24 protein-coding genes are annotated in these 23505 nt (G+C 66.3%); all 24 read right to left on the reverse strand.

The window, feature by feature from the left end:
- Positions 1-80: 80 nt before the first annotated feature.
- The 24 genes from ACFQDL_RS15055 to ACFQDL_RS15170 all read right to left on the reverse strand — a co-directional run bounded on the left by ACFQDL_RS15055 (position 81) and on the right by ACFQDL_RS15170 (position 23488).
- Positions 81-434 (reverse strand): hypothetical protein, encoded by a 354-nt coding sequence (locus ACFQDL_RS15055; protein WP_379909755.1) that lies wholly within the window; start codon positions 432-434, stop codon positions 81-83.
- Positions 428-3592 carry an eCIS core domain-containing protein gene (locus ACFQDL_RS15060; protein WP_379909756.1) on the reverse strand — a complete coding sequence of 1055 codons (3165 nt, stop codon included), beginning with the start codon at positions 3590-3592 and terminating at the stop codon, positions 428-430. The genes ACFQDL_RS15055 and ACFQDL_RS15060 overlap by 7 nt, the downstream gene beginning before the upstream one ends.
- 1 nt (position 3593) lies before the next feature.
- Positions 3594-4124, reverse strand: a complete 531-nt coding sequence (locus ACFQDL_RS15065) for a hypothetical protein (protein ID WP_379909757.1) — start codon at positions 4122-4124, stop codon at positions 3594-3596.
- The gene (locus ACFQDL_RS15070; protein ID WP_379909758.1) at positions 4043-5008 is read right to left on the reverse strand and encodes a M35 family metalloendopeptidase; all 966 of its coding nucleotides are present in this window, start codon (positions 5006-5008) and stop codon (positions 4043-4045) included. The genes ACFQDL_RS15065 and ACFQDL_RS15070 overlap by 82 nt, the downstream gene beginning before the upstream one ends.
- Positions 5009-5012: 4 nt before the next feature.
- Positions 5013-7001, reverse strand: coding sequence for a hypothetical protein (locus tag ACFQDL_RS15075; RefSeq protein ID WP_379909759.1), 1989 nt, complete (start codon positions 6999-7001; stop codon positions 5013-5015).
- Positions 7002-7006: 5 nt separating this feature from the next.
- The gene (locus ACFQDL_RS15080; protein WP_379909761.1) at positions 7007-7840 is read right to left on the reverse strand and encodes a hypothetical protein; all 834 of its coding nucleotides are present in this window, start codon (positions 7838-7840) and stop codon (positions 7007-7009) included.
- Positions 7795-9426, reverse strand: coding sequence for a DUF6519 domain-containing protein (locus tag ACFQDL_RS15085; protein ID WP_379909762.1), 1632 nt, complete (start codon positions 9424-9426; stop codon positions 7795-7797). Before ACFQDL_RS15085 ends, ACFQDL_RS15080 begins: the two co-directional genes overlap by 46 nt.
- Before the next feature lie 18 nt (positions 9427-9444).
- The gene (locus tag ACFQDL_RS15090) at positions 9445-10998 is read right to left on the reverse strand and encodes a hypothetical protein (protein ID WP_379909763.1); all 1554 of its coding nucleotides are present in this window, start codon (positions 10996-10998) and stop codon (positions 9445-9447) included.
- The gene (locus tag ACFQDL_RS15095; RefSeq protein ID WP_379909764.1) at positions 10998-11669 is read right to left on the reverse strand and encodes a baseplate J/gp47 family protein; all 672 of its coding nucleotides are present in this window, start codon (positions 11667-11669) and stop codon (positions 10998-11000) included. Before ACFQDL_RS15095 ends, ACFQDL_RS15090 begins: the two co-directional genes overlap by 1 nt.
- Positions 11597-13498, reverse strand: coding sequence for a baseplate J/gp47 family protein (locus ACFQDL_RS15100; RefSeq protein WP_379909765.1), 1902 nt, complete (start codon positions 13496-13498; stop codon positions 11597-11599). Before ACFQDL_RS15100 ends, ACFQDL_RS15095 begins: the two co-directional genes overlap by 73 nt.
- The gene (locus ACFQDL_RS15105; protein ID WP_379909766.1) at positions 13465-13752 is read right to left on the reverse strand and encodes a hypothetical protein; all 288 of its coding nucleotides are present in this window, start codon (positions 13750-13752) and stop codon (positions 13465-13467) included. The genes ACFQDL_RS15100 and ACFQDL_RS15105 overlap by 34 nt, the downstream gene beginning before the upstream one ends.
- On the reverse strand, positions 13749-15134 hold the full coding sequence (locus tag ACFQDL_RS15110) for a baseplate J/gp47 family protein (protein WP_379909767.1): 1386 nt from the start codon (positions 15132-15134) through the stop codon (positions 13749-13751). Before ACFQDL_RS15110 ends, ACFQDL_RS15105 begins: the two co-directional genes overlap by 4 nt.
- Entirely contained in the window at positions 15097-15522 is a 426-nt protein-coding gene (locus ACFQDL_RS15115; RefSeq protein WP_379909768.1) for a GPW/gp25 family protein, read from the reverse strand. The genes ACFQDL_RS15110 and ACFQDL_RS15115 overlap by 38 nt, the downstream gene beginning before the upstream one ends.
- Entirely contained in the window at positions 15519-15971 is a 453-nt protein-coding gene (locus ACFQDL_RS15120; protein WP_379909769.1) for a hypothetical protein, read from the reverse strand. Before ACFQDL_RS15120 ends, ACFQDL_RS15115 begins: the two co-directional genes overlap by 4 nt.
- The gene (locus tag ACFQDL_RS15125; protein WP_379909770.1) at positions 15905-16324 is read right to left on the reverse strand and encodes a phage baseplate assembly protein V; all 420 of its coding nucleotides are present in this window, start codon (positions 16322-16324) and stop codon (positions 15905-15907) included. The genes ACFQDL_RS15120 and ACFQDL_RS15125 overlap by 67 nt, the downstream gene beginning before the upstream one ends.
- Positions 16325-16342: 18 nt before the next feature.
- Complete coding sequence (locus ACFQDL_RS15130; RefSeq protein ID WP_379909771.1) at positions 16343-17464, reverse strand: phage late control D family protein; 1122 nt, start codon at positions 17462-17464, stop codon at positions 16343-16345.
- Between the two features lie 173 nt (positions 17465-17637).
- Positions 17638-17928, reverse strand: coding sequence for a hypothetical protein (locus ACFQDL_RS15135; RefSeq protein WP_379909772.1), 291 nt, complete (start codon positions 17926-17928; stop codon positions 17638-17640).
- Between the two features lie 15 nt (positions 17929-17943).
- Positions 17944-18168, reverse strand: coding sequence for a hypothetical protein (locus ACFQDL_RS15140; RefSeq protein ID WP_379909773.1), 225 nt, complete (start codon positions 18166-18168; stop codon positions 17944-17946).
- Positions 18156-18596: a hypothetical protein gene (locus tag ACFQDL_RS15145; RefSeq protein ID WP_379909774.1), complete on the reverse strand. Its 441-nt coding sequence runs from the start codon at positions 18594-18596 to the stop codon at positions 18156-18158. The genes ACFQDL_RS15140 and ACFQDL_RS15145 overlap by 13 nt, the downstream gene beginning before the upstream one ends.
- A gap of 264 nt (positions 18597-18860) precedes the next feature.
- Positions 18861-20213, reverse strand: a complete 1353-nt coding sequence (locus ACFQDL_RS15150; RefSeq protein ID WP_379909775.1) for an ATP-binding protein — start codon at positions 20211-20213, stop codon at positions 18861-18863.
- The gene (locus ACFQDL_RS15155) at positions 20213-21247 is read right to left on the reverse strand and encodes a Pvc16 family protein (protein WP_379909776.1); all 1035 of its coding nucleotides are present in this window, start codon (positions 21245-21247) and stop codon (positions 20213-20215) included. The genes ACFQDL_RS15150 and ACFQDL_RS15155 overlap by 1 nt, the downstream gene beginning before the upstream one ends.
- Complete coding sequence (locus tag ACFQDL_RS15160; RefSeq protein ID WP_379909777.1) at positions 21247-22161, reverse strand: hypothetical protein; 915 nt, start codon at positions 22159-22161, stop codon at positions 21247-21249. Before ACFQDL_RS15160 ends, ACFQDL_RS15155 begins: the two co-directional genes overlap by 1 nt.
- Positions 22161-22979, reverse strand: coding sequence for a hypothetical protein (locus ACFQDL_RS15165; RefSeq protein ID WP_379909778.1), 819 nt, complete (start codon positions 22977-22979; stop codon positions 22161-22163). Before ACFQDL_RS15165 ends, ACFQDL_RS15160 begins: the two co-directional genes overlap by 1 nt.
- Complete coding sequence (locus ACFQDL_RS15170; RefSeq protein ID WP_379909779.1) at positions 22979-23488, reverse strand: phage tail protein; 510 nt, start codon at positions 23486-23488, stop codon at positions 22979-22981. Before ACFQDL_RS15170 ends, ACFQDL_RS15165 begins: the two co-directional genes overlap by 1 nt.
- Positions 23489-23505 lie beyond the last annotated feature (17 nt).

Genomic DNA, 23505 nt, shown 5'->3' on the forward strand with positions numbered 1-23505 from the left:
GGCGGAAATTATCGGTCGGGTAACTGAAACCTGACTGAAAATGCGGACTGCCGGGACTCGGTACTGGGTTTGGACCCGATTCAAACCTCGTCCAGCACGGCATCGACGAACGCCCGCCGCAAATCGCGGGTACTCGGGATAACCCAGGTCGGCGTCTCATAGGTAAGGGCGTTATTGGGTTCTTCCCGGTAAGTAGCGCTCGCCCGGGCGCCCAGATCGATATCCAGCGGCAACTCCTTGCGGGCGATGCTCAGGCGTTCGGATTCCCAGACGTCGATGGAGCCTATCAGGGCATCCAGTTCGACGAAGATTCGGCCGCCGAGGTCGACATACACCGTTGGGCTGACCACGGCATCGAGCCTTGCGGTCACGGCAAAGCCGTTCTGGATGTTCCACGACGGGCGTACCTGGGCATCGAGTTCGCCGTTCAGCATGGCCCCCACGGTGAGCTCGATCTCGCCCCCGCCGCGCAAAACCAGCACGCGGGCCGAGAGGCCGACCTGCAACGAGCCCTCCAGTCCCGCCTGCGCGTCCATGTGGAGCCGGCGTTGCCCTCGACGGTGGTCGCGTTCGGGTCGTCGAAATCGTAGAACACATTGAGGCGTACATCCTGCAGGGTGAAGGGGCTGGTGCGGACGTAGGCATTGAGCGAGCCGCCGAGCCTGAGCGCGACATCGGCGACGCCGATGGACGCCAGCGGAATATCGACGTCGAAGGAAGGGCGGCGGCTGCGGGGCAGCTCCAGGTCAGGCGTCTGTTCGTCGCTGAGGATTTCGATATCCTCGGTCACCTCGATGGCGCCGCGCAGGCTGATGCCGCCGTCACGGGCGAACTCGACCCCGGCGGTGGCGTCCAGCCAGGGCGTCAGGGCCAGGGTGACACTGCCGCTGCCGTAGAACACCAGCGCTTCGGTCGCCTGTCCCTCGATCGGGTTGCCTTCGGCATCGATGGCCTGGTTGGTGACACCCACGGTGACGGTGCCGCTGGCGATGTTGCGTTCGAAAGCGCTGCGCAGGGTGGAGTTGAAAATGCCGTTTTCCAGCGACCCGCTGAAGCGGGTCTCGGTAAGCCCCGGTACCCGGGAGGTGTCCAGGTCCGCCTCGATCGACCCGCCCAGGGCCCAGACACCCTCGGTATTCTTGCTGACGACGACATTGACCGTGCCGCTGTTCAGCCCCGGAACCTCCCCGGTCAGCTCGACGCCGCCCCGGACCTCGAGCCCGCGTGCCTCGCCGTAGGCCAGGTTGAGGGTGCCGCGGGACAGCCAGGGATAGCTGAAGCCGACTTCGCCGTTGCCGGTCAGCACGCCTTCCGCCCAGTTGACGCTGATAGTGCCGTCGGTGACGCCCGGAATAAGCCCCTCCTCGAAGCCGACCATGCCACCGAAACTCCAGGCGCCGGCGCTGTATCCCACGGTCAGCGTGGCGGGGTTGAACAGCGTGGATTCGAAGTTGAACTCGCCGCTGGCGGCAAGCCCGGTGTCCGGCAGCAGGCTGGCGGTGATTTCGCCCTGGCCGACATTCTCGATGCCGAAACTGACCCGGCCGTCGAGGCTCCAGTCATTGTCCAGGCTGTAGGAGACCCGCAGGCTGCACTCGTCGACGGAGAAGGGCGCCGGTACGGCGATATCGTCGGTGCTGAACTCCTTGAACACCGATACGGTGCCGTCTCCGAGGCGGATGCCGATCGTGGTGGCCTCGCTGAAGAACGGCAGGCTGACGTCGATGTTGCCCTCGGCGACGATGCCGCGGTCGCCCGCCACGTCGATGTTGTTGAAGGTGATCGGGCTGAAGTGATCGGCCTTGAGGCCGCTGATGGTGGTGCGCAGCGACTCCTGCAGAATGCCGCCGTAGCGCGCGCCGATGAAGCGGTTCAGCGGCAGGTCCACCGGCTCCGTGCTCTTGAATACCTTGTCGCGCTGGGATACGTGCACACGCAGGTAGCCGAAGTCAGGGGTCTCCACCACCGATTCCGGCTCGGTGCGGAAGTACTTGTGGGTAATGACCAGCGGCTTGAGCCAGTAGCGCTCCCGCGGCAGGCTGGACGGGACTTCCTGTTCCGCCGTGGTATCGCCACTCCAGGTGAACTCCCGGCTTACACCGCCGTTGGCGCGGGAAAAGATCCGTGCCAGGCCCGGCCCGCCGATCTTGGTCGGGTCCGCCGCCACTACCGCGCTCAGGTGGGCGCCGCTCTCGATATCGGAGCGCTCCCAGAAGTCCGTGTTGCCGACACTTGGCCCGCCGCTGCCGCGGGCGCCCTCGAACACCAGGGTGAAACCGCGCTTGATATCCGGCTCGGTATCGCCGTAGGCGCCGTCGGTGGCGCGGATAAAACCGCTGATCTTGTCACTGATCGCTTCCCGGACCATCCGGCCCGAGGTGGTGTTGGCGTTGCCTTCCAGCAGTTCGTAGTTTTCCAGCGCGTTGCCTTCGGGGCTGTGGGGCCAGTTCGCCAGCTGCAGTTCGACGATATGGTCGACATGGAAAAAGCGGGGTTCCGCCCGCGGCTGCCTGCCGCCCCAGGTGGGGATCAGGAACTCGGTGGCGAGACTGTCGAGGGAACCCACGTAGTAGCGGTTCTGCTGGGCCTTGGTCCGCACCTCGAACACATGCTGGTCGCCCGCGGGCATTTCCCCCGCATTGGCGGTCTTGAGCTTGTTCTCGAGCTCTTCGCGAATGGTGCTCTTGTCCAGCGAGGTGAGCCAGTTGTCCCGCTGCGCCGGATCGTTTTCGCCGCTGCGGTCCACACGCTCGCCCTGTCCGCGCCGCAGCGGTGACAGCGCCTGATAGCGGGTGCCGCGGTGGCCGCGGTTCTTGAATGTCGGGACGGTGATGCTGGACCAGGTGATGGTGCCGGCGGCGGTATCGACCAGGCCGGTGGTCTTGTCACCGGCGACGGCGGCGGGAGCCGCCGGCGTCTCGGGCGTTGGCTGCGGGGCGGTGGTGTCGCGCTGGATCAGCTTGGGCTGCACGGCGCCGCCACCTCTTCGCTGCTGCACCACGTGGGTCAATTCATGGGCCAGGAGCTGCTGGCCGGCGCGGGTGTCGGGTTGGTACTCCCCGGCATTGAAGAAGACATCGCTGCCGGTGGTGAAGGCTCGAGCGCCGAGGTCTGAGGCGAGACGGTGCGCGGACGGGGAGTCGTGGATCCGGGTGTCGGCAAAACGGGTGCCGAAACGGGGCTCGAAATAGCTCCGGGTGGCGGCTGTCAGGCTTTCCCCGCCACCGCGCGCGGCACCGATGCCGCGCTCGATATGGCTGTCGGGTTCGCCGACCGGCCCATCGGCCGAGGCTTGCAGCAGTTCCTCTTCCTCGTCGCGGGTGGCAACGGCGCCCTCGGGCATTCTCTGGATGGCAAGCATGTCGAGCGGGCTGATACTGACCGCCTGAGGCGTGTCCGCCGTGACCCGCTGAGCCACCTGGTCGGCCTCCCGCTCGTAGCGGTCGTTGGCCTTACCGACCTGCATCTTGGTTTGCACGGCCTTGCGGCCCGCACCGCGGTTCAGCAGGGCTTTCACCTGCCTGCTGTGGCGACTGTCGCTGCTGCGGTCGGCACCGGATGCGCCGGCCGGCTTGTGGGCGTAGGTGTGCATCTCAGTAAAACGCCTTGCCGTAGTTGGCCACCAGCCAGTCGGTCAGTGCCCGGTCTTTCTTGCTGTCGCCCAGCAGGGCGCCGTATGACTTCAGGGTGGCGTCGATCAGCTGGTCGCTGGCCTTCTTGATTTCGGTTGCGTCCTTCGGCGTCAGCGGCAGCTTCAGCGAGCCCGAGTGACCGCCCATATCGCTGACCACCCGGGCGATGCTTTCCGCCAGCACGATATCCAGCTGCGTCACCGTCTCATGGCCGGCCGCCTGGCGGTGCAGGCTGAGGCCCATCAACTTCGATATTTTCTTCAGTTCCGCAAGGTCGGCCTTGAACTTGGCGTGCTTCGACGCCAGCAGGTCCTTGCGGTATTTCACCAGCGCGAACTGCACCTCGACGGCGGCATCCCAGCCATGGCGGAAATACTCGGTCGTCGCCAGCCGGACATCGTCCTCCAGGGTCAGGGCCGCGCCGCTGACCGCCTTGCCCGGCGTGAACTCGGTATCCTTGTCGTAGGCGCTGGTGTTGAGCCAGCGACGCACAAACTCCTCGTAATGGGCGGCGTTTTGCAGCTTGCGCGTTTCCGCCATGCCGGCAAAGGCATCCTTGCCGGTGCTCGGGGGTAGTAGCCATGATCCTCGATGGCGCCGTCGGCGAGATGCGCCGCTTCGTGCACCAGGGTGGCGACGGACTCCTTGCTGTCGGTCACCATCGCCACACCGGGCTCGAGGTGGATGACCTGGTCATCGAAGTCGGCCCAGCCACCCAGGTAGAGCGCGGCGTCATCGCGGTTGTAGTCGGTGTTGACGCTTTTATCGAGGGCTGCGGTGTTGTCGACGAAGGCCTGCAGCCGGTCGCCGGCCTTCTTGTATTTGCTGGCGGCGTCGGTCTGCTTGCTGCCGAATATCCGCGTGAGCATGGTTTTCGAAGCTTCCGCCTTGCGTATGATCTTGATCGCCCACTTCATCGCCGAGCGCAGCTTCGGCCGGTCCTTGTCCTTGATCCTGGCATTGGTATCGAGCACCGACATGTAGATGACGGTGCGATCCGCAGCATCGACCGCCGTCTCGAAGGCCGCCTGGTCGATGGTACCGGGTGCGGGAAAAATGGCGTCGATGATGGTATCCAGCGAATCCTTGCTCTTGAGCCGGTTGTCTTTTTTCAGCCGGATCAGTGCCGTCTTCACCAGTTCCTTCAGTTCGGCCTGGTCGAGCCCCAGGGTCTTGCTTTCGGTGATGTCCTTGAGGTTGTTGAAGCGTGGCAGCCGGTAGCGGCGGCGGCCCCGGCCGAAATAGCTGCGTCGGACGTCGCCGGGGATGGCGAGCGAAACCCTCCCGCTGCGGGCGATCGCCGCCGGCGCTCTGGCCTGCTGGGCGCTCTGCGGCGTGGCCGGTGCAGCGACGGGGGCTCGACGCTGGGTGCGCACGGCGTCATGCCCCCTTCAGTCTGGCTTTGGCCTCGCGGCTGATGGTCCGTGCCGTGGTCTCGTCGATGCCGGCCTGCACCAGTTGGGTGGTGGTCACCTTCGATAGCTCCGCCACCGTGCGGATGTCGAGTTCGCGCAGCGAGGCGTCCACTTCAGGCGACACCGCGCTGATGCTCCGGACCGGGCGGTCAGCGGTAATTTCCCGGTTGATTTCCGTGCGCATGACTCTGATTTCCTCCAGATCGCTGCGCAGGGTGTTGAGGCCGCTGGTCAGTTCCCGGTTCTGTTCCGTCATTTCCGCCAGCTGCGTCTGCTGCCGGTCCCGTTCCGCCCGGACCTCGTCGAGCTGCTTTTGCAGCGTGCTGATTTCCGACTCGGTCTGTAGCTTCTGCGTTTCCAGCCGCTGCAGCTCCTGGCCGGCCTTGTCCAGTTCCAGTGCTGCCTTGCGGCGCTCCAGGGCCTCGAGCTCGTCTGCAGACAGGGCCAGTTCCGGTGACGTTTTTTCAACGTGGTAGAACTCGATGACGCCGTCTTTTTCGATCAGGGTGACCCTGGTGCCGGGCTCGATCACCTGAGGTGTGCCGGCATAGGCTTCGGCATAACGGCCGGCATAGCGCTCGTCGTACGTCTCGACGGTAGCGACTTCGATGCCGCGTTTTTCCAGCTCGGCCCGGGTCGTCGGGGTGTCGCTGCCAATGTAGGTTTGCTTGGACACGCCCGGCTCAGCGGTCTGGGCGCCCCGAACCCGCTGCATGCCCGCGTCCATGAAGGTCTTGCCGTAAAAACTCAGGGATTTTTTCTGCTGCTCCCATAGCGCTCCCCTATCGGTGCGGTTGAAGGATCTCTGGGTTTGCTTGATGGCACCCGCTTCGGTCAGGGCCTTTTGTCCGCTCTGGTTGTCGCGACCGGGTTCCGGCAGCAGCTTGTCCCGGAAGGCGCCGAAGACATCCGGCAGTATCGCGCAGCAGAACCTGGCGATGCCCTTTTTCAACAGCGGCAGGACGGGAATGAGCGAGGCCCAGTACTCCAGGGTGGGGAAACTTTTGACGGTCTTGCGCCTGTCGAAATTGCAGATCTTGTAGACCTGGCCATCGCGTATCTCGACGGTCGCCAGCCAGAGCTTTTCGTCGTCGTCGCAGGTTGGGCACTTCACCAGCAGGTGATGACAGAAGCAGTCTTTCAGGTATTGCAGGACATTCGAAACCAGGCCCCAGAAAGCCAGCAGAATTTCGTAGCGGTAGCTCTCCAGCGCATCGTTGAAGGCGCTGGTCGGCGCGAGCTCGCTCACCGGTGTCACGGTGACGGTCTTGCTGACGAAGTTGAGGGTGTAGACCGCTTCCATCGCGGCCGATGCGGCCATGTCCACCGGCCCCACCTGCACCGGAATGCGGGCGCTTTCGGTCGGGCGGGCATCGCGGTCCAGCGGCTGGAGACGGCATTCGTTCTCCACGGCCACCAGCAGGCGCTCACCGGGTGCGTGCCAGTGCAGCCAGAGATCCGAGGTACCCAGGCTGGTGCCGCCGGTTTCGACCATGCCGTCGGGGCTCAGCGGCAGCGGGAACGCCGATACCCGCTTGCTGGCGCCGGCGGAGCCCTGGGTGATGCAGTAAAGCCGGGCGCCTCGCTCGCCAGTGGTCGCATTGGTGCTGTCCTCGGCGCGGCTCATCGCCAGGTTGCCGCTGCCGAGCAGGCTTTGTCCCTGGGCGTTGCGCAGCGGCGTGGTGATCTGGGGCGTGAGGTTCTCGCCGCTGGCGCCGAGGTCACACTGCACGATGTTCCGATACAGGCCGTCGCTGGCGGTTTCGTCCGAGGATGCGCACCAGGCGGTCCGGCTTTCGAGGTCCACGACGACCTGCCCGCTGGCCTGAAAAGCGTAAAAAGGCGTCAACTGCGGCTTGGTGTCCGCCGCGATCACATCGGGCTCGACACGATACAGGCCCTTGCCCTTGCCGATGGCATAGATCAGGTCCTTGTCCCGGTTCGCCATCAGCATTTCGGTCACCAGGATGTCGCAGAGTACGCTCGATTGTTCCCATTCGTGGGTTTCGCCGATGCGAGCGGCACCGAACAGGGTGTCGGTGCCGCGAACCGCGGCGCAGGCGTAAAGCCGGCTGCCATCGTTGCTGAAACAGAGGGCGGTGATTTCGGCCCCTGGGCGGCGGGCATTTCCAGCACGTCCACCAGCCGTTTGGATTCGAGGTCGAAGCGGTGGATGCTGTTGTCGGTGCCGCCATAGCTATAGAGATGTTTCTGGTCGGGGTGCAGGGCAAGGCGGCTATGGTCGCCGCGGCTGAAGAGGGTGTCGATCCGGTGTTCTTCGAAGGGGTACGGCGGAAACTCCGCGTCCTGGAACAGGGCGCAGAAGGTACGGCTGCGCAGCAGGTCCCGCAGCCGGTTGTAGAACTCCAGCAGAATCCGGTGCTCCCGCTGCGAGGTCCAGACGAAGTGGCCGTGATGGCCGAACAGGAACCAGGCGATGAGGTTGAAGACACTGATGGTCTTGCGTCTCTGATCGGAGATCAGCACCCCCTGTTCGGATTCGATTTCCTCCAGCTCGTCGTCGTCCTGAAAGCGGATCTCCACCGCCAGCGCCATCACCAGGTCCTGCAGGCAGTGCTGGTAGAAATCGTACAGCAGGGTGCCGTCGAGCCAGGCGTACTTGTTGTCCTTGGACCAGGGCTCGACCACGAACCGGGGCTCCGGATCGCCTTTCTCGATGCGCAGGCAAAAGGTGCCGTCGCCGTCCACCAGCAGCGTCTCGTCCCGCTGCTGTTCCAGCGCCGCGATCATATCCAGAATCGGCACCTCTGTCGGCTGCGGGCCTTGCAGCACCAGATCCTCCCCTGGCAGGTGAGGGCATAACCCGGGGTGACGCAAAGGCTGCGGCGCCCGCCGGCACTGGCTGTGCCCTCGTCCGTGGGTTCGTCCGCCGGGTCGCCGTGCCCGGCGCAGCATTCGGCGATCAGGCCGCAGACGATGCCCCAGCCGTGCAGGTGCTTGTTGTGCCACTTCAGATCCCGCTGGCGGCACAGGTGATCCAGCGCCTCCTGCACATTGTCCACGTCGGGCATGTCACAGACGCTGTTGTCGTAGCAGACGTCTTCGGCGCGGATATCGGTCAGCGGCGGAAACTCGAAGCGCTTGCACTGGTCGCTGTCGTAGAGCCTGAATTCGCCGTCGACCACCGAGCCGATGGTCATGTAGCGGTGCTCGATGCCCTGCGGCGGGGCATCGTCCAGTAACAGTGGATCCAGCGCATGCACCGCTTCGCGCACCGCGATCTGCCAGTAGTCCCCGCTCAGCAGGGCGTTGTCGTCCAGTGCCAGTGTCAGGGTGATCGCATCCAGCACCAGGATGACGGTGCTGCCGTTGCTCACCCGGCCGGGCGTATTGGCGCCCAGCCCGGTGGAGAGTTCGACATTACGATCGAAGCCGCTGTCGAGCTGCCATTCGTCCGCGACCCGGTCTAAGGTCGCAAAGCCGTCCCAGCGGCGCACCAGCGGCAGGTTGGCGGGCTCGGAGCCGGCACTGGGGAAGCCCTGCACCAGCTCGCCGCGGGTTGCTGAAAAGCCTTCGGCGAAATGCCGGCCGAGATGCTTCTCGGAAGCGAACCCGGTGTCGGCGCCGCTGAAGAACTCGTAGCACCAGGATGCCTTGGCGAACCCGGGCGGCAGGGTATCCAGCGCATGCTGCTCGGCGCCGTTTTCCGACGACCACTTCAGCACCAGCCGCGACGGTTGTCCGCCGGCGTCGTATTCGACCCGGTGAACCTCCACCCGGAACAGGTAGTTGCCGATCTTTTCCTGCAGTGCCAGTTCCTCGGCACAGGGATCGCAGAGATCCGGCTCGGTGCTGCCTTCGCGCAGTTCCAGGCTGAGTCTTGCCGTGCCCGTTTTCGGATTGACCTGCGGGTCCTCCGGATCGATGTCGGGGCCGCACCACTTCAGCTGGCACATGACCTGGCGTCGGCTGCAGGTGTCGGCACCGTTGAGTGCGGGGTCGATGACGTCCGGATCCTCCAGCGCGGTGACGGTGCGTTCCCAGACGTCGAGGTAGAGACGGTGGTCGCCCCCGGGAAGCGGACAACCGGGGAAGTCCGCCTGGTTGCGAATATCGCCGATGCTGCCGTCCGCGGGCGCCTCGTCCGCCGCCGCGGGCACCAGCCGGGCGGCGACGCCTTCGATCACGGCATCGCCGTAGTGCAGGACGACGGCGCCCGCCGCATCGCGGCGGACGATGCCGCTGTCCCGCGGGGTGCCGGTCAGCACCGCCTGCAACAGCGCCTGTCGCACGCGCTCGCCATCGATGAAATTGAGTTCGTTCCAGTCCGCGTCGGTGAGCATACGGCCCATCTGCTGGAAAACGCCGTTGTATCGTTTGCCGGGATCGAAGCTGTTGCGCGACAGTTGGGTTTTCATAGTCGTTCCATCGTCAATTCAGGGCAGTTGCAGCAATTGAGGATCGGGTATCAACACCGCGTGCCGCCCCATGGGCAGGAAGTCGTCCAGTTTTTCCACCACGGCCTCGAACAGCCGGGTCAGGTACAGATCGTGATAGCAGCCGGCTTCGGTGCCGTCCTCCGCGGCGCGCTTGACGGCGTCGGGACTCGCCGGGTGAATCACGGCGCAGCTGCGCTCGCCAAAGCGGTGGCTGAAAAATACCGGCCGCTCGGTGGAGCAGGCATGCAGCCTGAGCCCGCCGGTCGGCTGACCGGCGGGCAGGACGCAGAACCGCAGGCAGCCGGCCTTGGGGGGCTCGTGGCTGTCGTGGTCGCTTTTGAAGTCCCCGGTGAAGATGCAGTCCGATGCCTGCAGCTGTTCGCTGAAACAGCTGTTCAGCACCGTGCAGTACTCCAGCCGGGTCAGGGCGCGCGCGCCCTGGAGACTCTTGAACAGGGTGTTGCGCGCCTTGATTACCGGCGTTTCGAGGTCAATGGCGTGGGCCTCGACCCGTCGCACCGCGCAGTCGACGAACTCCACGCGGCCGCCGTCGAGCTCCAGGCTGTTGTCCAGGATCAGGCCCTCGAAGCGGACGGTGAGGGCATCGGCGGGCCCGACGCCGCTGTCTTCCTGCAGCAGCCTGATCACCCGCCGGATGCGCACGGGCCTGTACCCGGCCTGGCCATGGGAGCGGTTGCGATAGATCCGCAGGCCCGGCTGTTCGATGATTTCGATGTGCTCGAGAAAGGCGGTACCGGGCTCGTCCTGCCACTGTACGGTGGTGATCGGCGGCTGGAAGAACCCCGGCGGTGGTGCCGTGTAGAGCAGGATACTGGCGGGGTGGTGATGTCCGGTCTGCCAGTCCGGGCAACGGATATCGACGGTGCGGCGGGATACGTCATCGAAGGCGCCGGGGTGGCAGGGGGCGCCGTGGCGGCTGGCCTGGCGCCAGACCCGGGTCTCGCCGTCGACGGTGCTCTGCTGGCTGCCGGGGCCCTGCTCCGCGGTGATGGCGCCCGCCGGTCGCGAGATGTCCGGGGTCACCGCCGGCAGCCCCGGGTGCAGCGCCGCGAATGAAGGCGGCGTGTCCGGCACATCCCCGTCGTAGCCGAAGTGACGGGCGGACACCAGCGGCATGTTCAGGCGCGGGGTAGTGGCGACCCGCTGCCAGCCTTCGTGAACCACGACCTCGAGCCCGGCGATGGCCTCGGCGATCGCTTCGAGGGTCTGCAGGCTGCCCTTGCCCTGGCGCCAGGCGACGGCATTGGCGACTTCGGCACGGCGGCCCTCGGCGGTGGGCGAGACCAGGCGGACGTCGAAGAGGTCGGCGAAATAGGGGATCAGCCAGTCCTGCAGCGGCGCCTCGTCCTGTTCCGGAGCGGCGACGAAGTTGTCGGCGAAGCGCTGTCGCAGTGTGCCTTCTATCTGGTCCAGCAGATGGCCGGCGCCGGCCAGCAGTTTCTGCAGGTCGCCGCTGTCCCGGTTACGGTAGACGGCGGGGAGGACGTCGTAGAGTACCGCGGCTGCGCCTTCGAGATCGTTGCGTGCCATCACAAACTCCATTCGTGGCTGCGGATGGTGATGCGGGACAGGGCGTCATCCAGGTACAACAGCTGCTCCGGGCGCGCGCTGATGCGGCGCACCGAGCCGTCGGGGGCCTGAACGACCCGCGCGGCGGTGGCCGGGTTGCCGTTGCCGTCCAGCAGCTGCGCATCGACGGTGACGCTGCAGTTGCTCACGCCCTCGACGCTCTCGATGGCCGCTATGATCTCCGAGCGGAACAGCGGCGTACCCAGTCTGCGCCGGCTCAGGGAAAAGGTATCCAGCAGGGCTTCGCGCACGGCGTCGACCACGATCTCGGGCTCGAACGCCGCGCTGTCCACGGCGATGCTGGCATCGACGGAGAAGATCAACGGCTGCCAGGGGGCGACCTCGACCTGGACATGGGGCTCCGCGCGCTGTTGCAGGAAACTCTGCAGGTCCTGCTGCAGGTTGCCCAACTCGCTGCCGCCCGCGGGCAGAACGACGACCCGGACGATCTCGCCGGGGCGGGCATCGGCCGGCGGCCTGAAGGCCCGCGCCTGCCAGACGCCGGACTGGCTCGTCGCCAGATGCTGGAAGTCCACCAGCGACACCGCCCGCCCCAGCGTCAGGGTCGAGGCCGGGGCATTGTCCCGCAGGGTGGCGGTATCTTCCCGGTCATTGCCGCCGCTGGCGGGCAACGGCTGCAGGAAAGCATCGATCCAGGGGTGGCTGCCGACCGTCTTGACCAGCCTGCCGGGGAAAGGTTGCCGACCAGGCCTGCGCCGCGCCGGTAACGCACGCGCACATTGTTGTTGCCGGTGGGCAGGCGGCGGCCGTGCGTGCCATCGCCGAAGCTCAGGCTGGCGTTGCCGTTCTCCAGCAGCGCCACGGCATAGTGATGATCCTCCGGTCCGGAGTCGCCGAGGCTGTACACCTGCAGCCACTGGCGGTCGTCGACCCGCACTTCGATATCGGCCCGGACGCCCTGGGCGAAGGCGGGATCGGCGATATGGCTGAGGTCGTCCGCCTTGAGTTCAAAGGTCTGGTTGCCGAGCGTGGCGTCGCCCGACCCCAGTACCTTTTCCCTGGCGGTTTCGCCGTGGCCGGCGGCGACCGCGTTGCCATAGATCAGGGTGTTCCAGGCCGCGAACCCCTCTGCGGGCGGCTGCAGCCGTATCCGGTTTGCTGCCCGGTCGACCTGGGTGACCAGGGCCTGCCGGGCCCGGGCGCCGTCGCTGACGATCACCCTGCGCCCGGGTTTCAACGACGCGGGCAGGCTCTGCAGGCGGATGTTGTAATCCCCGTCCATGATGCTCGCCGTATTGCGGTCGAAACCGGCGGGGCGCAACCGGTGCCTGAAGTTGCCCTGTAGCAGGGCGGCATTGACGGGCGAGGGTGTCAGTTCCAGCTGCACCGAATCCGCACCGGCGTCCAGCGACTCGAGGTGTGCTGCGGAGTATTCGCCGTCCTGGTCTTCGACCACCAGCAGATCGCCGGTGCTCAGGGATTCAGCCTTGCCGCTCAGCTCCACCGACAGCTGGCTGGCATAGGAAACGCTGTCCAGCAACTGGTCGCCGGTGGTGTAGTACAGCCAATAGTAGCCGGGACTGGCGAGATAGTCGTGGGCATCGCTGACGGTCTGCACCGAGGCTTCGCCGACGCGGACCAGCCCCGGGGTAAACAGCGCGCCGGACTGGCGGTCGGCCTCCAGCGGCAGGACGATGCGGTTCTCCTCATGGCCGTCATCGTCGATGGTGTAGCGCTGGCGATGAGCTTCGAGCGCCAGGAACACTTCAGTACCGGCGCTCGGCCCGTTGCGGTCGAGGACAATGCGGGAGCCCTCCGAGGCCTCGACACGCGCGGCCTGCCAGTTGCCTCCCTGGTACCACATCAGCACCGAGCCGTCCGCGACCGGAATGCCGCCGGGCGGCAGACTGACGACGTTCTGGCCGGATACCTTCGGCGCCCGGCGCGAGCGGGCCGTGAGCCACAGCGTGGTGTCCGCCAGCGACGGTTGGGCGGGCCAGCCCGGCGCGGGGTTGTGCAGCTTGAGCTGCAGCGCATCGGGTGCGAGACCTGCGAGACTCACCGCGACGAAGGTGTTCATGCAGGCGAGGACGCCGACATCGCCCACCGATGAGCCCTCAAGGGCAGCCGCCAGCGGGAAGGTGACGATATCGCCGCTTTGCGCCAGCGTTGCCGTCGAACGGTTCCAGTCCGCCGCCCGCAATGCGTTCAGATCGGCGTCGAGGTCGATCGCCTCGAGGGTTTCGAAGATGACCGGTGCCGAGCCGTCGTCGGGTTTGCTTTTCACGCCGAAACCCTTGTCGAAGGTGCCGCTGATGCCCTCGGCCGCCAGCAGCGCCAGGGTCGTGCTGGCGGAGGACTGGGGCGCGGGCCGGTAATTCAGCAGCGCCACCAGCTTGCGCAGGTTTTCCCATTCGGTGGCGGTGGCGAGGAAGGTTTCGTTGCTGTTGGCGTCGATATGCTCCGTCAGCACGTGGGCGGATCGGGCGAGAGCGCGCATGATCTCCCAGGCGTAGTCCCGCCGGGGGCCTGGTACTGTTGGCGCAGGCACTCGGTTTCCGTGGTGGCGCCGCCGGATTCCGTATCGATTTCCAGTTCCGGCCACTGCAGCCCGGATGCGGAGTTGAAGGCCCGCGCCAGGCCCTGGCGCAGGGTTTCGAGATGGGTGACGGCGTTGCCGTCCACGTAGCGCAGGCGCGAGAGGCCGGCGCGGTTCCAGCGGGTCAGGTCGGTACGCTGCAGGCGGTCTTTCATCCCTTTTCTCCTCCCTGCACCTTGATGCGCAGGGTGCCGCGCTCCGGCGCGCCGGGACGGCTGTCGCAGATGGCGATTTCGATGCCGTCGAGCCGGATCAAACCGGCGCCGGACTGGTCCGGCCAGCGTTTGCCGACCCTTTTGAAACGGTTGAGGCAGACGGCCTCGACGCCGTCGAGTGCCATCACCCGTTCGACGATGTCGCTGGCATGGATGTCCTCGCCGAAGCGCAGTCGGCCCGGGGCGAAAAAGTCCCGGATCTCGTCAGCCACGGCGCGGCGGATTTCCGACTGGTAGTAATTGGCGGCCGCCCGCACCGCCAGCGAGATGTCGATGCCGATGCGCTCGGCATCCCGCAGCAGCACCTCCTGGCCCGCCATGCGCCAGCGGTCCACCAGCGGGCGCAGCAGGGTGCGGGCGCTGATATCCGGCGCCCACAGGAGCGGCGGCAGCCGGTTGGCCCGATGGAACGCCTCGACCTCGTAACGAAAGCGGGGAAACGCCGTTCCGAGCTCGCTGCTCAGGGTCTCCAGGTCCAGCGGGATGTCCTTTAGCAGGGTCACCGCCACCTCGATGGTCTGCCAGGCGCCGGACCAGCGGCTGCCGGCTTCGGCCCGCAGCACCAGCGGGTGCTCGGCGAGATTGCCGAAGTCCGGCAGCGTTACCATGCGCCGCTGGCGACCGATCCGCCGCGGGCCGTCGCGGCGGGCCTGGTCCATGGCGTCGGGGTACAGGGTCCAGAACCGCTCCAGGGTATGGCGGCGGCAACGGCGGACGAACGCCGGTGCGCTGTCCAGCAGGTCCTGCACGCTGTCCATGATGTTCTCGTCCGCGGCACCGGGCTCGGACAGAAAGGCCAGCACCCGCTGCTGGTCGGCAGGGGGCAGTGCCTGCAGGGCCTCGTCGAGCTGCGGTCGCAGCGCCCGGAACGCCGGCAGGAATGCCGACAGCCGGCGCAGGCGGGCTTCCTGCGTCTCGTCGAAGCCGGGCACGGGTTCGGGAACCGCTGCACGGGAAGGCGCCTCGGCCACGGCGTCGTAACCGATCATCGACAGCAGTTTGCGCACGCTGTCCGGGCGTCGTGCCGTTTCCAGAAAGGCCTCGGCCTGGCTGCGGTCCAGACTGTCCGAGTACTGGTCCAGCAGCACCGAGAAGGCTTCCACCAGCACCACTTCCATATCCGCCGGCGTCCAGCGCCTGCGCTCCGGGAAGCGGGCGGCGAGTTCTTCGAGCATCGCGAGGCGGAAGCCGTCGTAATCCCGCTGCAGCCAGTCGAAATCGTCGCCCAGGCGCGGCAGGGCCTCGGGCAGGACGGCCTCGCGGCGACCGCAGTCGCCACAGTGATCATGAAAGGTCAGCGCCAGTTTCGGTGCATCCGCCATCAGAGTGCTCCCCTTCGGCAAAGCGCAGCTTCTCGGTGTGGTTGATGGCTGCGAGGGTGTAGGCGATGGTGATGATGAGTTTTTCGCCGTCGGGCTCGACGGAGACGTCCAGGCTTTCGGGCACCACTTCGCCTTTCAGGGCATCGATCAGGGCGGCGGTCAGCCGCTTGTTGGTCACCTCCGCCAGCGCATGGTTGTTGGGTTCGAAGATCAGCGCCCGCACGCCGATGCCGAACTCGGGGCGGAACCAGCGCTCGCCGGGGCTGGTGAAGAGTATCTGCTCGATCTGCTCCCGCACGTGCTGGCGCCGGTCGCTGGTGACGCCGCCGCCGGCCGCGATCTTGAGCGGAAAGCGCAGGAAATCCTGTTTGTTCAGTTGCGTGCTCATGATGCTGTGGTCTTCAGGGTCATGACGGCGGGTGTGAGCGGCGGAATCGGCGGCCCCGAAGGCGATCCCGGCGCCGTGCAGGCGTGGGTGTGGGAGTTGAACAGCGAGAGAAAGGTCTGGGCCTTGATCAGGGCCTCCCCGCCGCTGCCGCCGATCGCAACCTGCTGGCCCTCGATCTTGATGACCGTGCCCTTGATGGTGATGCCGGCGGCCGCCATTTCGGTGCTGTTGCCGTTACTGTCCTGAATCTGCGTGCCGCTGCTGTCCATGGTGATCCGGTTGCCGGAGGCGTCGGTCAGTTCCACCCTGTTGTTCTCGGCATCCAGGTGCAGCACGGCGCCGCTGGCGTCGGTCCAGTTGACGCTGCCCTGGGGCGAGACGGTCAGCTCGGTGCCGGCCGGATGCGTGAGGCGGAAGCTTTCCTCGCCGTCGGTGTCGTCGAATTCCATGACATGGCCGGAGGGGTGGCGAAGCGCCTTTTCTCGGGCGGGACGTCGCCGGCACTGGTGTCCGGTTGCCAGAAGGTGCCGACCCAGATGGGCTGGTCGATATTGCCGGCTTCGAACTCGACCCAGACCTGGGCGTCGATCTCCGGAATGGTATAGCAGCCCTGGCCGTCTGCGCCGCCAAAGGGCAGGCAGGGCAGCGCCCAGTTGGAAGTCTGGTCGCCGAGCACGGAGGGCACCTGCAGCTTCAGGCGGCCGCGGTGCTCCGGATCCTGGTTGTCCACCACCCGGCCCCGATGTTTGCCGAATACCCGTTGCTGTGCCTCGGTCGCGAGCCGCCTGAGTATCTCGTCCATCACACCTCCTCTATCACACTACCGCGGCCAGGGGTTGGCCGTGGCCGACTGATCGTCGCCGTAGCCGTTGCGCAGCAGTTTGAAGCTGACCCTGTAGCCGTTGCTGTCGAAGCGGTGGGTACAGGCGTCGACGTACCAGCGGCCGCCGTAGCGTTCTCCGGCGCCGTCGACGAGCACCGGCTCGCCGATGCGCAGCACGTTGGCGTAGCGGCTGCCGTCCAGTTCCCCGGAACCCTTGATACGCATGGCCGCCCGGTTGGCGGCGGCCTGGGCGCTGACACGTGCCTGCTGGTCCGACACCCGTCCGGCGCGCGGCACCTGCCAGGTGAAATCCCCCGGTGCATCGCTGGTGGCCGGGCGCGTGCCCAGCAGGGGGCTGTCGGGCTCGACGGTTTCCACCTCGGGCTCGGTGCCTGTTTCCGCCGCCAGCTGGTACTGCACCTGGTCGGGCTGGTGGCCGTCGTCGTCGACGGAAAAGCTGATGCAGTTGGTATCGGTGCCGGCGTAGACCAGCATCGCCGGCTGGGGCTCGAGGTCGAGGCGCATCGGGCCAATGTAGAGGCTGTCCTCGAGGAAGATCATTTCGTTGCCGTTGGCGTCGGCCCGCTGCTTGAGAAAGCGCAGGTCGGTGGCGTTCTGGTTGAGGTTCTGGATCGGGAACACCGGACCTTCGTAGCGAATGTCCTGGTCGCTGCGCCGGGCGATGATGTCGGCGATCCGGGCGTCATCGGTGGTGGCGTCGTCCTCCGCCCACACCTGGTTGATGTGGGTTCGGTCCATCAGCAGCGAGGCATCCTGGCATTCGACGCTGAGTTTCGCGGCGCCCTGGTCTTCGGGGCATTCGAGTTTCACCTGCCGGACGTAACCGCCCATCAGGTATTGTTCCTGGTCGCCGAACACCGCTCTGATATCGATCCGGCGCCAGGGCTTGATGCGCTCGTCGTCGGCCACAGTCCAGTTGCCGTCCTCGATGCGCCGGGTGTCGAATTCCAGCTTCGCCGTGGTCCAGTTGCCGCGGTCGGCATCCACCTCGACCAGCGCCAGGGCCGGGTACAGGTCGTCGATCTCGGCACCGTCGATCAGCACCCGGCACTCGGCCGGCCCCAGGGTATCGCCACCCAGCAGGTCTATGATCGACATGATGACTCCCTCGACCTCGGAATCAGGATCACCCGGTCCGTTAAGGCCGCGTCCGGCGCCGCGCGGAAAAAGGTGTATGTGGGGTTGGCGTCGATCTCTGTGCCGGCGACCAGCACCGGCATTTCGCCGCCGGCCCCAGGGCTCGCCACCCAGCAGGTCTATGATCGACATGACTACTCCCTCGCCCTCGGAATCAGGATCACCCGGCCGACCATGGCGTCATCCAGCACCTCGCGGGCGAAGGTGGCTGTAAATGTGAGCGTGGGGTTGGCGTCGACGATCCGCCACCACAGCCGGCAGTCCTTGTAATAGTGCTGCGCCAGCCGGTCCAGCCGGTCGCCTTCCACCACTTCGTGCTCGATGACGCCGCTGGCCGCGCCGATGGCGCGGGTCTGCAGCCCCGGGAAAATCTCCGGGTTGCTGAAGCGCGAGGTGTTCCGATAGCGGGATTTTTTGCTCAGCATGATTCATACCCCTGTTCATATCACTGCGGTCGCAAGGGTGGGCACGACGTTCAGCGCCGCACCGACGGCCTGACGGATCTGCTCCACCTTGTAGAAGGGGTTGTCGCCCTCGATCACCTGGAAACTCAGGGTGACGTTGGCGCGATAGGGTTGCAGCGTGGGCAAATGGGCGGTTTCCTCGACCTGCACGCTGGTCAGGAACACCGGCAGAATGTGCGTGCCCCAGATCAGCAGCAGCACCGACGGGTGGGTATCGCGCTGGAAGGCCCTGGCGCTGCCGAGGCCCAGGGCGGCCAGGGTGGTGAAGCCGCCCGGCCCCTGGACTTGGGTTCCACCATGCTGCGCAGGGTATCCAGTTCCGGTTCGATGCCGAGGGTGATCGCGTTGCCATGCCCGATGGCATTGGGGTCGGCCATGCGGTCGGTGGCATCGAGTAAAATGCTGAGGTCGAATTTCTCCGGCTCGACGGATACGCCCTGGGCCACGCGGGGCGTGTCCAGCGGCGTGGTGAAGCCGTAGCCGCCCTTGGTGCCCGGGGCGTTGCCCGTGGTGATGTTGACCGTGCGGGTCCGGGTAATGGTCTGGGGATTGAACTCGAAGTACAGCACCAGGGGCGGCAGGTTGAAGCCGTATTCCATCAGAAAGCCGTGGCTGAGGTTGACTGCCATGGTCTATATCTCCTGTGCAGCGCCGCTGCGCAATTGCCGGCAGATGGCCTCCGCGATCTGCAGACCGAGGCGCCTGTCGCTCAGGGCCGGGTCCAGTTCGAGGGGGGACATCGAGCCGTTTCAGGGTTTTCGTCTGCTGCCCGAGCGCCAGGTCACCGAGCAGCTGCTGGCGCAGGCCGGCCCCGACCTCGCGGGCGATGGCGCCGGCGCGGTCCTGGAAAGCGGGCGCAAGGCGCAGCTCCAGGCGCCCTATGCTGATATCGATCATCCCGTGGCCTCCGCGATCAGGTGTTCCGGCAGGTACGCCGCGAGCTGGCCCAGATCCCCCGGCTGCAGCCGCGTCCGCTCCTTGGAGAGTTCCCGCCATACGGCGGTGGCGATGTGACCCAGTTGAATGGCGCCGTCGTCGGCGGCGGCGAGGTAGGCGGCATAGAGCGCCGCGTTACGGATCTGTCCGCCGGTGAGGTTGACCGCCTGTGCCAGCTGTTCGAGATCGACGTCCCCGGCCAGCGGCGCGCGCGGCGGCAACAGCACGCGCCACAGCCGGGCGCGCTCCGCCGCCTGGGGTTTGGGGAACTCCACCACCAGATGCAGGCGACGCAGAAACGCCTGGTCCAGCTGCGCGCGCAGGTTGGTGGTGAGAATGCAGGGACCTTCGTGGGCTTCCATCCGCGTCAGCAGGTAGCTGACTTCCATGTTGGCGTAGCGGTCCCGGGCATCCTTGATCTCGCCGCGCTTGCCCATCAGGGCATCCACTTCGTCGAACAGCAGCACCACCGGCCGCCGGTGGGCGGCGTCGAACAGGCGCGACAGGTTCTTTTCCGTTTCGCCGATGTATTTGCTTACCAGGCTCGCCAGGTCGACGCGATACAGCGGCCAGCCCAGCTCGTTCGCCAATACCTGCGCCGCGAACGTCTTGCCGGTGCCGGAGGCGCCGCTGAACAGCGCCACCGGGCCACCCGAGCTGCGCGCACCCCAGGCGTCGACGACTTTCTCCCGGTACTTGAAGTGATAGGAAAACTCGCGCAGCAGGCCGAGGCGGTCGGGCGGCAGCACCAGTGCGTCGAACCGCGCTTCGCCGCCGACGCGGCTGGCGCCGGGAATCGACGAGACTTCGGGCCTTTGCAGCAGCCGCGAAAGGGTACCGGGCTCGGCACGAATGGCGGCGGTGACGTCCTCGGCGCTGACGTCGAGCAGCCGGTCCTCACCGCAGGCGAGATTCCGGATCAGGTAGTGGAGCCTTTCGTTCTCGTCCACATCCAGCGCCAGCAGGGCGTGGATCAGTACGGCGCTGGCATGATGGTGCTGGCCGCCATTGAGGTCGCGGTATATCCAGGCCAGTGGCGGATGGGCCTGGGGACCGATGACGCAGGCAAGCAAATCCATTGCCAGCGGCGGCGCCTGGGTGCGCAGCAGCCGGCGCCAGGGGCTGAAGGGACCATTGCGGAGCTGGACGACCTGCGCCTGCAAGTTTTGCAGCTGTTTCAGGGTGTCGCTGTCGGGGGCCCTTCCGGACCGCGAATCGAGCAGGCAGCGTCCCAGCACTTCCAGGCGCAGCCACTCGGCATCCAGCGTCGGTGTGCTCTCCACGGCTTGCTGCGGCGTCGGACTGTTCATCAGCTGCTCCGGTACAGGTTGATCAGTAGCGGATTGCTTTCCAGCCGGATGGGCGCCGCGCCGGGAAAGGGCGCCACCTCACGGCTGGCCGTCAGCAGACCCTGGGCCGCGTCCTGGTCGGGCGCAAGCGCAAACGGCAGCGCAACCTGCAGTGGAAAGGTACCCGGCTGTGGAGCCGGAATGGCATCCGGGGTAATGGCGTCGTGGCTGGGCGAGGCGGCTACCGGGGCACCGCTGTCGTTCCACTGCGAATCGTCCCAGACTTTCCAGTTCAGCTGCACCGGCTCCCCCGGTACACCGGCCAGCCAGATTCGGGGCGTGAACGCGGCGAACTCGGGGCTGTCGACATCGAAGCTCAGGGTATGGGCGCAGACATCGTCGAGTATCCAGCACAGCGCCGGTTGCCACTGGGGATTGTCGACGTCGATGCGTACCGGGTGCACAACCGGGTGCTCCACGATGCCGGAAAACCCGGCGTGGCGGGCACTCATGTCGACCAGGGCTTCCTGGCCGATGGCGGCGACCAGCGGCGGTTTGGCGGCGGGCGTGATCGGCGTGATCACCGCCAGCGCCATTTCGTAGATCAGCGAGGGACGGTAGGTGGTGTCGCCCTGGGTGGACCAGACCTGGTTGATCTGCTCGTCGGTCACCGGGCTGAATATCACCTGCAGGCGAATCTCTTCTCCGTCCGCAGACACCGGCTGCAGCACCGGCGTCTGGCGAAACAGCTGCATGATATGGCCGAGGATGCGCAGGTCGTTCTCGCCACTGGCAATGGGATCTTCGTCGACGGCGAAGGCGGTGATCAGGCAGAAGAGCCGGATGTGCCAGGGCTCGCCCGGTCGCAATCCGGCCTCGAAGCCGCCGGGCTCGAAGCGGTAGAAAAACAGGTTGACGCGATGCCCCGGCGCCACTGGCAGGTCCGCCGGTGCCCCCGTGCTGACCGTGACCGAGTTGCCGCCGGCGTTGAGGCCGTTGCGTACGAAGCTCTCGACCTCCCGGCAGACGATTGATAACGACGACGCTTGCGGCATCACAGGCTCCTGAGGAAATAGCGGCTGCCGGGATCAGGGTCTCGCTCAAGCCCGCCCCGGCGTTCCTTGTCGGGCCTTGTGGACTCCACCACCACGTTGATCTGTTCGATCCTGAGCTGTGGCGCTGCGCTTTGAGGCGACGGGCTTCGACGGGACGGCCCTGCCGGCTCGCGCAGCCAGGTTGCCGCTGTCGAAACCGGGGATGGCGGCGGCCGCTCCGTGACGCCGTGCTGTGCGACCGGATGGCTAAGCTGCCGTTGCAGCGGCTCGCGCCCCTCCCGCCCCTCCCGCGGCATGGGGCCGTTCTGTTGCCGCGATTCGCGGATTTCCGTGTAACTGACGGACCGGTGCTGAGAGATACCCTGTTCAGGCACAGGGCGTGCCGCGGCTTTAACCGATACCTCCGCACGCTTGCCGGCAGCGGCTTCGGCAGCGGGCGACGCCTGCGGATCGAGTCCGCGGGCAGTGGTTTCGGGCGACTGGGCAGAGGCGGGCGTGTCGCCGATATCAGCTCCGGCGGGCGCACCCGGCTGGCGTCGTTGCATCAGGATTCGCTCGGATCTTTCCACCAGGGTCTGCTGACTCAAGCGCAGCAGGTGCTCATGCAGGGTCGGCTGCGTGCTGGCCGGTCCGTCGGACCCGGCGGCGCCCTTCGCGGGTTTTGCTGCAGCGACGTGTTCGCGAGCGGGCTGAACATCGAAGGACTTGGGCTCGCCGTCATCAGGCTCGATCGTCGCCGCGTGCTCTGGCGGGAGCTGCGAAGGCGCAACGGTGTTACCGGCCTCTGTGCCGGAGTTGGCAGTGTCGCTTCCACCCGGCACGGTCAGTTCGACGGCGTCTTCAAAGCAGGTGGGGTTTAGCCCGGTGCCGCGCCGGTCCCGGGCATCGGCCACGATATCCGCCAGGTAGCCCATCAGTTTCCGGCCTCCGCGCCGCTATTGCCCCGGTTGGCTTCGATCAGCTGCAGGTAGTGGTGGCGCCGCCGTCTCGGCAGATCCAGGATCTCGCGTTGCGACCAGTGATAGGTGCTGGCCAGCAGATGGATCTCGGCGAGCAGGTTGTCGGGCGAGGTGTCGAGGCTCTGGTACGGGTCCACGTCGACGGTATTTTCCGTCTGGCACTGGGGACAGGGTGCCAGCAGCTGCAGGGCGACTTCCGGCGCCATGGCTTCAAGAGCCTGGTCCAGCTGTTCGATATCCTGCAGTGACAGCGTCGTCATATCGGGAGCGGGCCGCAGCAGCCCGGCCAGCAGCTGCCGTTGCTGCTCTTCTGCAGTTGCGCCGGGATCCAGGCGTGCCTGGTCGGACCCCGTGGGCAGCCTGAGCCGGTAACCGGCCGCGCCGATCTTTACGGACTTTTCGGGGTAACCGCCCCCGGCGGTTTTGACCGGCAGGGTGGAGGGCCGGTAGCTCAGATCGAAGAGCGCATCGCAGGCGTTGCAGCGCACGGTGAGCCAGCGCGGACTGTCGTCCAGCAGGGCGCTCAACTGACGCATCAGGAACTGGCGATCGCCCACCACCAAGTGTTCGACGAGCAGGGCGTCCGGTTCCCGGCCGGCCAGGGTGGCCAGGGCGCAGGCGAGCACCGCGGTCACCCTGTCCGCGGTACAGCCGTCGTCCGCGGCCGCTTCCGCCAGCGACAGTTCCAGCTCGCCGCAGAGGGGCTTGAAGCGATAGTCCCGATGCAGTTCGCCGTCGATGACGAGGCCGCCCGGCAGGGATCGGGGTGTCATCAGCTTTCCGTCGGCTCAGTGATCGCCAGATCCCGTTCCCAGCCCTCGTGCTGCAGCACGATGGTCTGGATACCCACCGCATTCATGGTGCCGGCGTCGAATTCCGGTAGCGCCTGGTACTCCGACACCCAGGCGCGGTGCAGCATGTAACTGATGACAGGGGTGCCCTGCAGGTTGAGCACGTTGAGCGTGATGTCCTTGCGGTAGTTGAGCAGGGACATGGCGGCGTTGCCCTTGATGTTGTTGACCAGGTTGGCCCAGTTCTCGAAAACCGGATCGTGTGTCAGCCCCTGCTCGAGGGTAACCGGTTCGTAACTGGTACCGCCCGGCATCACCCTTTCGTGGGCGGGGTCGCCGGCCGAGCGCCATTTGACGGCTTCGGTGGTCTTTTTCAGAACGCTCATCTTGCGCAGTCCCGCCACGACCTGGCCATCGATCACCACCTGAAACATGAAGGTGCGATAGGGGTCGTAGCGATGGGTGTTGACGGGAAAAATAGGAGCGGCCATGAGTTCTCTCCTCGCTC

Origin of the sequence: Marinobacterium aestuariivivens (assembly GCF_042661465.1) — a bacterium.
GTDB classification, from domain to species: domain Bacteria; phylum Pseudomonadota; class Gammaproteobacteria; order Pseudomonadales; family Balneatricaceae; genus Marinobacterium_A; species Marinobacterium_A aestuariivivens.

Excerpts from the sequence above, each read along its gene's own strand:
- ACFQDL_RS15055 (WP_379909755.1), bottom strand. The coding sequence starts at position 434 with ATGCTGAACGGCGAACTCGATGCCCAGGTACGCCCGTCGTGGAACATC.
- ACFQDL_RS15060 (WP_379909756.1), bottom strand. The coding sequence starts at position 3,592 with ATGCACACCTACGCCCACAAGCCGGCCGGCGCATCCGGTGCCGACCGC.
- ACFQDL_RS15075 (WP_379909759.1), bottom strand. The coding sequence starts at position 7,001 with ATGCTGATGGCGAACCGGGACAAGGACCTGATCTATGCCATCGGCAAG.
- ACFQDL_RS15085 (WP_379909762.1), bottom strand. The coding sequence starts at position 9,426 with ATGAAAACCCAACTGTCGCGCAACAGCTTCGATCCCGGCAAACGATAC.
- ACFQDL_RS15090 (WP_379909763.1), bottom strand. The coding sequence starts at position 10,998 with ATGGCACGCAACGATCTCGAAGGCGCAGCCGCGGTACTCTACGACGTC.
- ACFQDL_RS15100 (WP_379909765.1), bottom strand. The coding sequence starts at position 13,498 with ATGCGCGCTCTCGCCCGATCCGCCCACGTGCTGACGGAGCATATCGAC.
- ACFQDL_RS15105 (WP_379909766.1), bottom strand. The coding sequence starts at position 13,752 with ATGAAAGACCGCCTGCAGCGTACCGACCTGACCCGCTGGAACCGCGCC.
- ACFQDL_RS15110 (WP_379909767.1), bottom strand. The coding sequence starts at position 15,134 with ATGGCGGATGCACCGAAACTGGCGCTGACCTTTCATGATCACTGTGGC.
- ACFQDL_RS15115 (WP_379909768.1), bottom strand. The coding sequence starts at position 15,522 with ATGAGCACGCAACTGAACAAACAGGATTTCCTGCGCTTTCCGCTCAAG.
- ACFQDL_RS15120 (WP_379909769.1), bottom strand. The coding sequence starts at position 15,971 with ATGGAATTCGACGACACCGACGGCGAGGAAAGCTTCCGCCTCACGCAT.
- ACFQDL_RS15125 (WP_379909770.1), bottom strand. The coding sequence starts at position 16,324 with ATGGACGAGATACTCAGGCGGCTCGCGACCGAGGCACAGCAACGGGTA.
- ACFQDL_RS15130 (WP_379909771.1), bottom strand. The coding sequence starts at position 17,464 with ATGTCGATCATAGACCTGCTGGGTGGCGATACCCTGGGGCCGGCCGAG.
- ACFQDL_RS15135 (WP_379909772.1), bottom strand. The coding sequence starts at position 17,928 with ATGCTGAGCAAAAAATCCCGCTATCGGAACACCTCGCGCTTCAGCAAC.
- ACFQDL_RS15145 (WP_379909774.1), bottom strand. The coding sequence starts at position 18,596 with ATGGCAGTCAACCTCAGCCACGGCTTTCTGATGGAATACGGCTTCAAC.
- ACFQDL_RS15150 (WP_379909775.1), bottom strand. The coding sequence starts at position 20,213 with ATGAACAGTCCGACGCCGCAGCAAGCCGTGGAGAGCACACCGACGCTG.
- ACFQDL_RS15155 (WP_379909776.1), bottom strand. The coding sequence starts at position 21,247 with ATGCCGCAAGCGTCGTCGTTATCAATCGTCTGCCGGGAGGTCGAGAGC.
- ACFQDL_RS15160 (WP_379909777.1), bottom strand. The coding sequence starts at position 22,161 with ATGGGCTACCTGGCGGATATCGTGGCCGATGCCCGGGACCGGCGCGGC.
- ACFQDL_RS15165 (WP_379909778.1), bottom strand. The coding sequence starts at position 22,979 with ATGACACCCCGATCCCTGCCGGGCGGCCTCGTCATCGACGGCGAACTG.
- ACFQDL_RS15170 (WP_379909779.1), bottom strand. The coding sequence starts at position 23,488 with ATGGCCGCTCCTATTTTTCCCGTCAACACCCATCGCTACGACCCCTAT.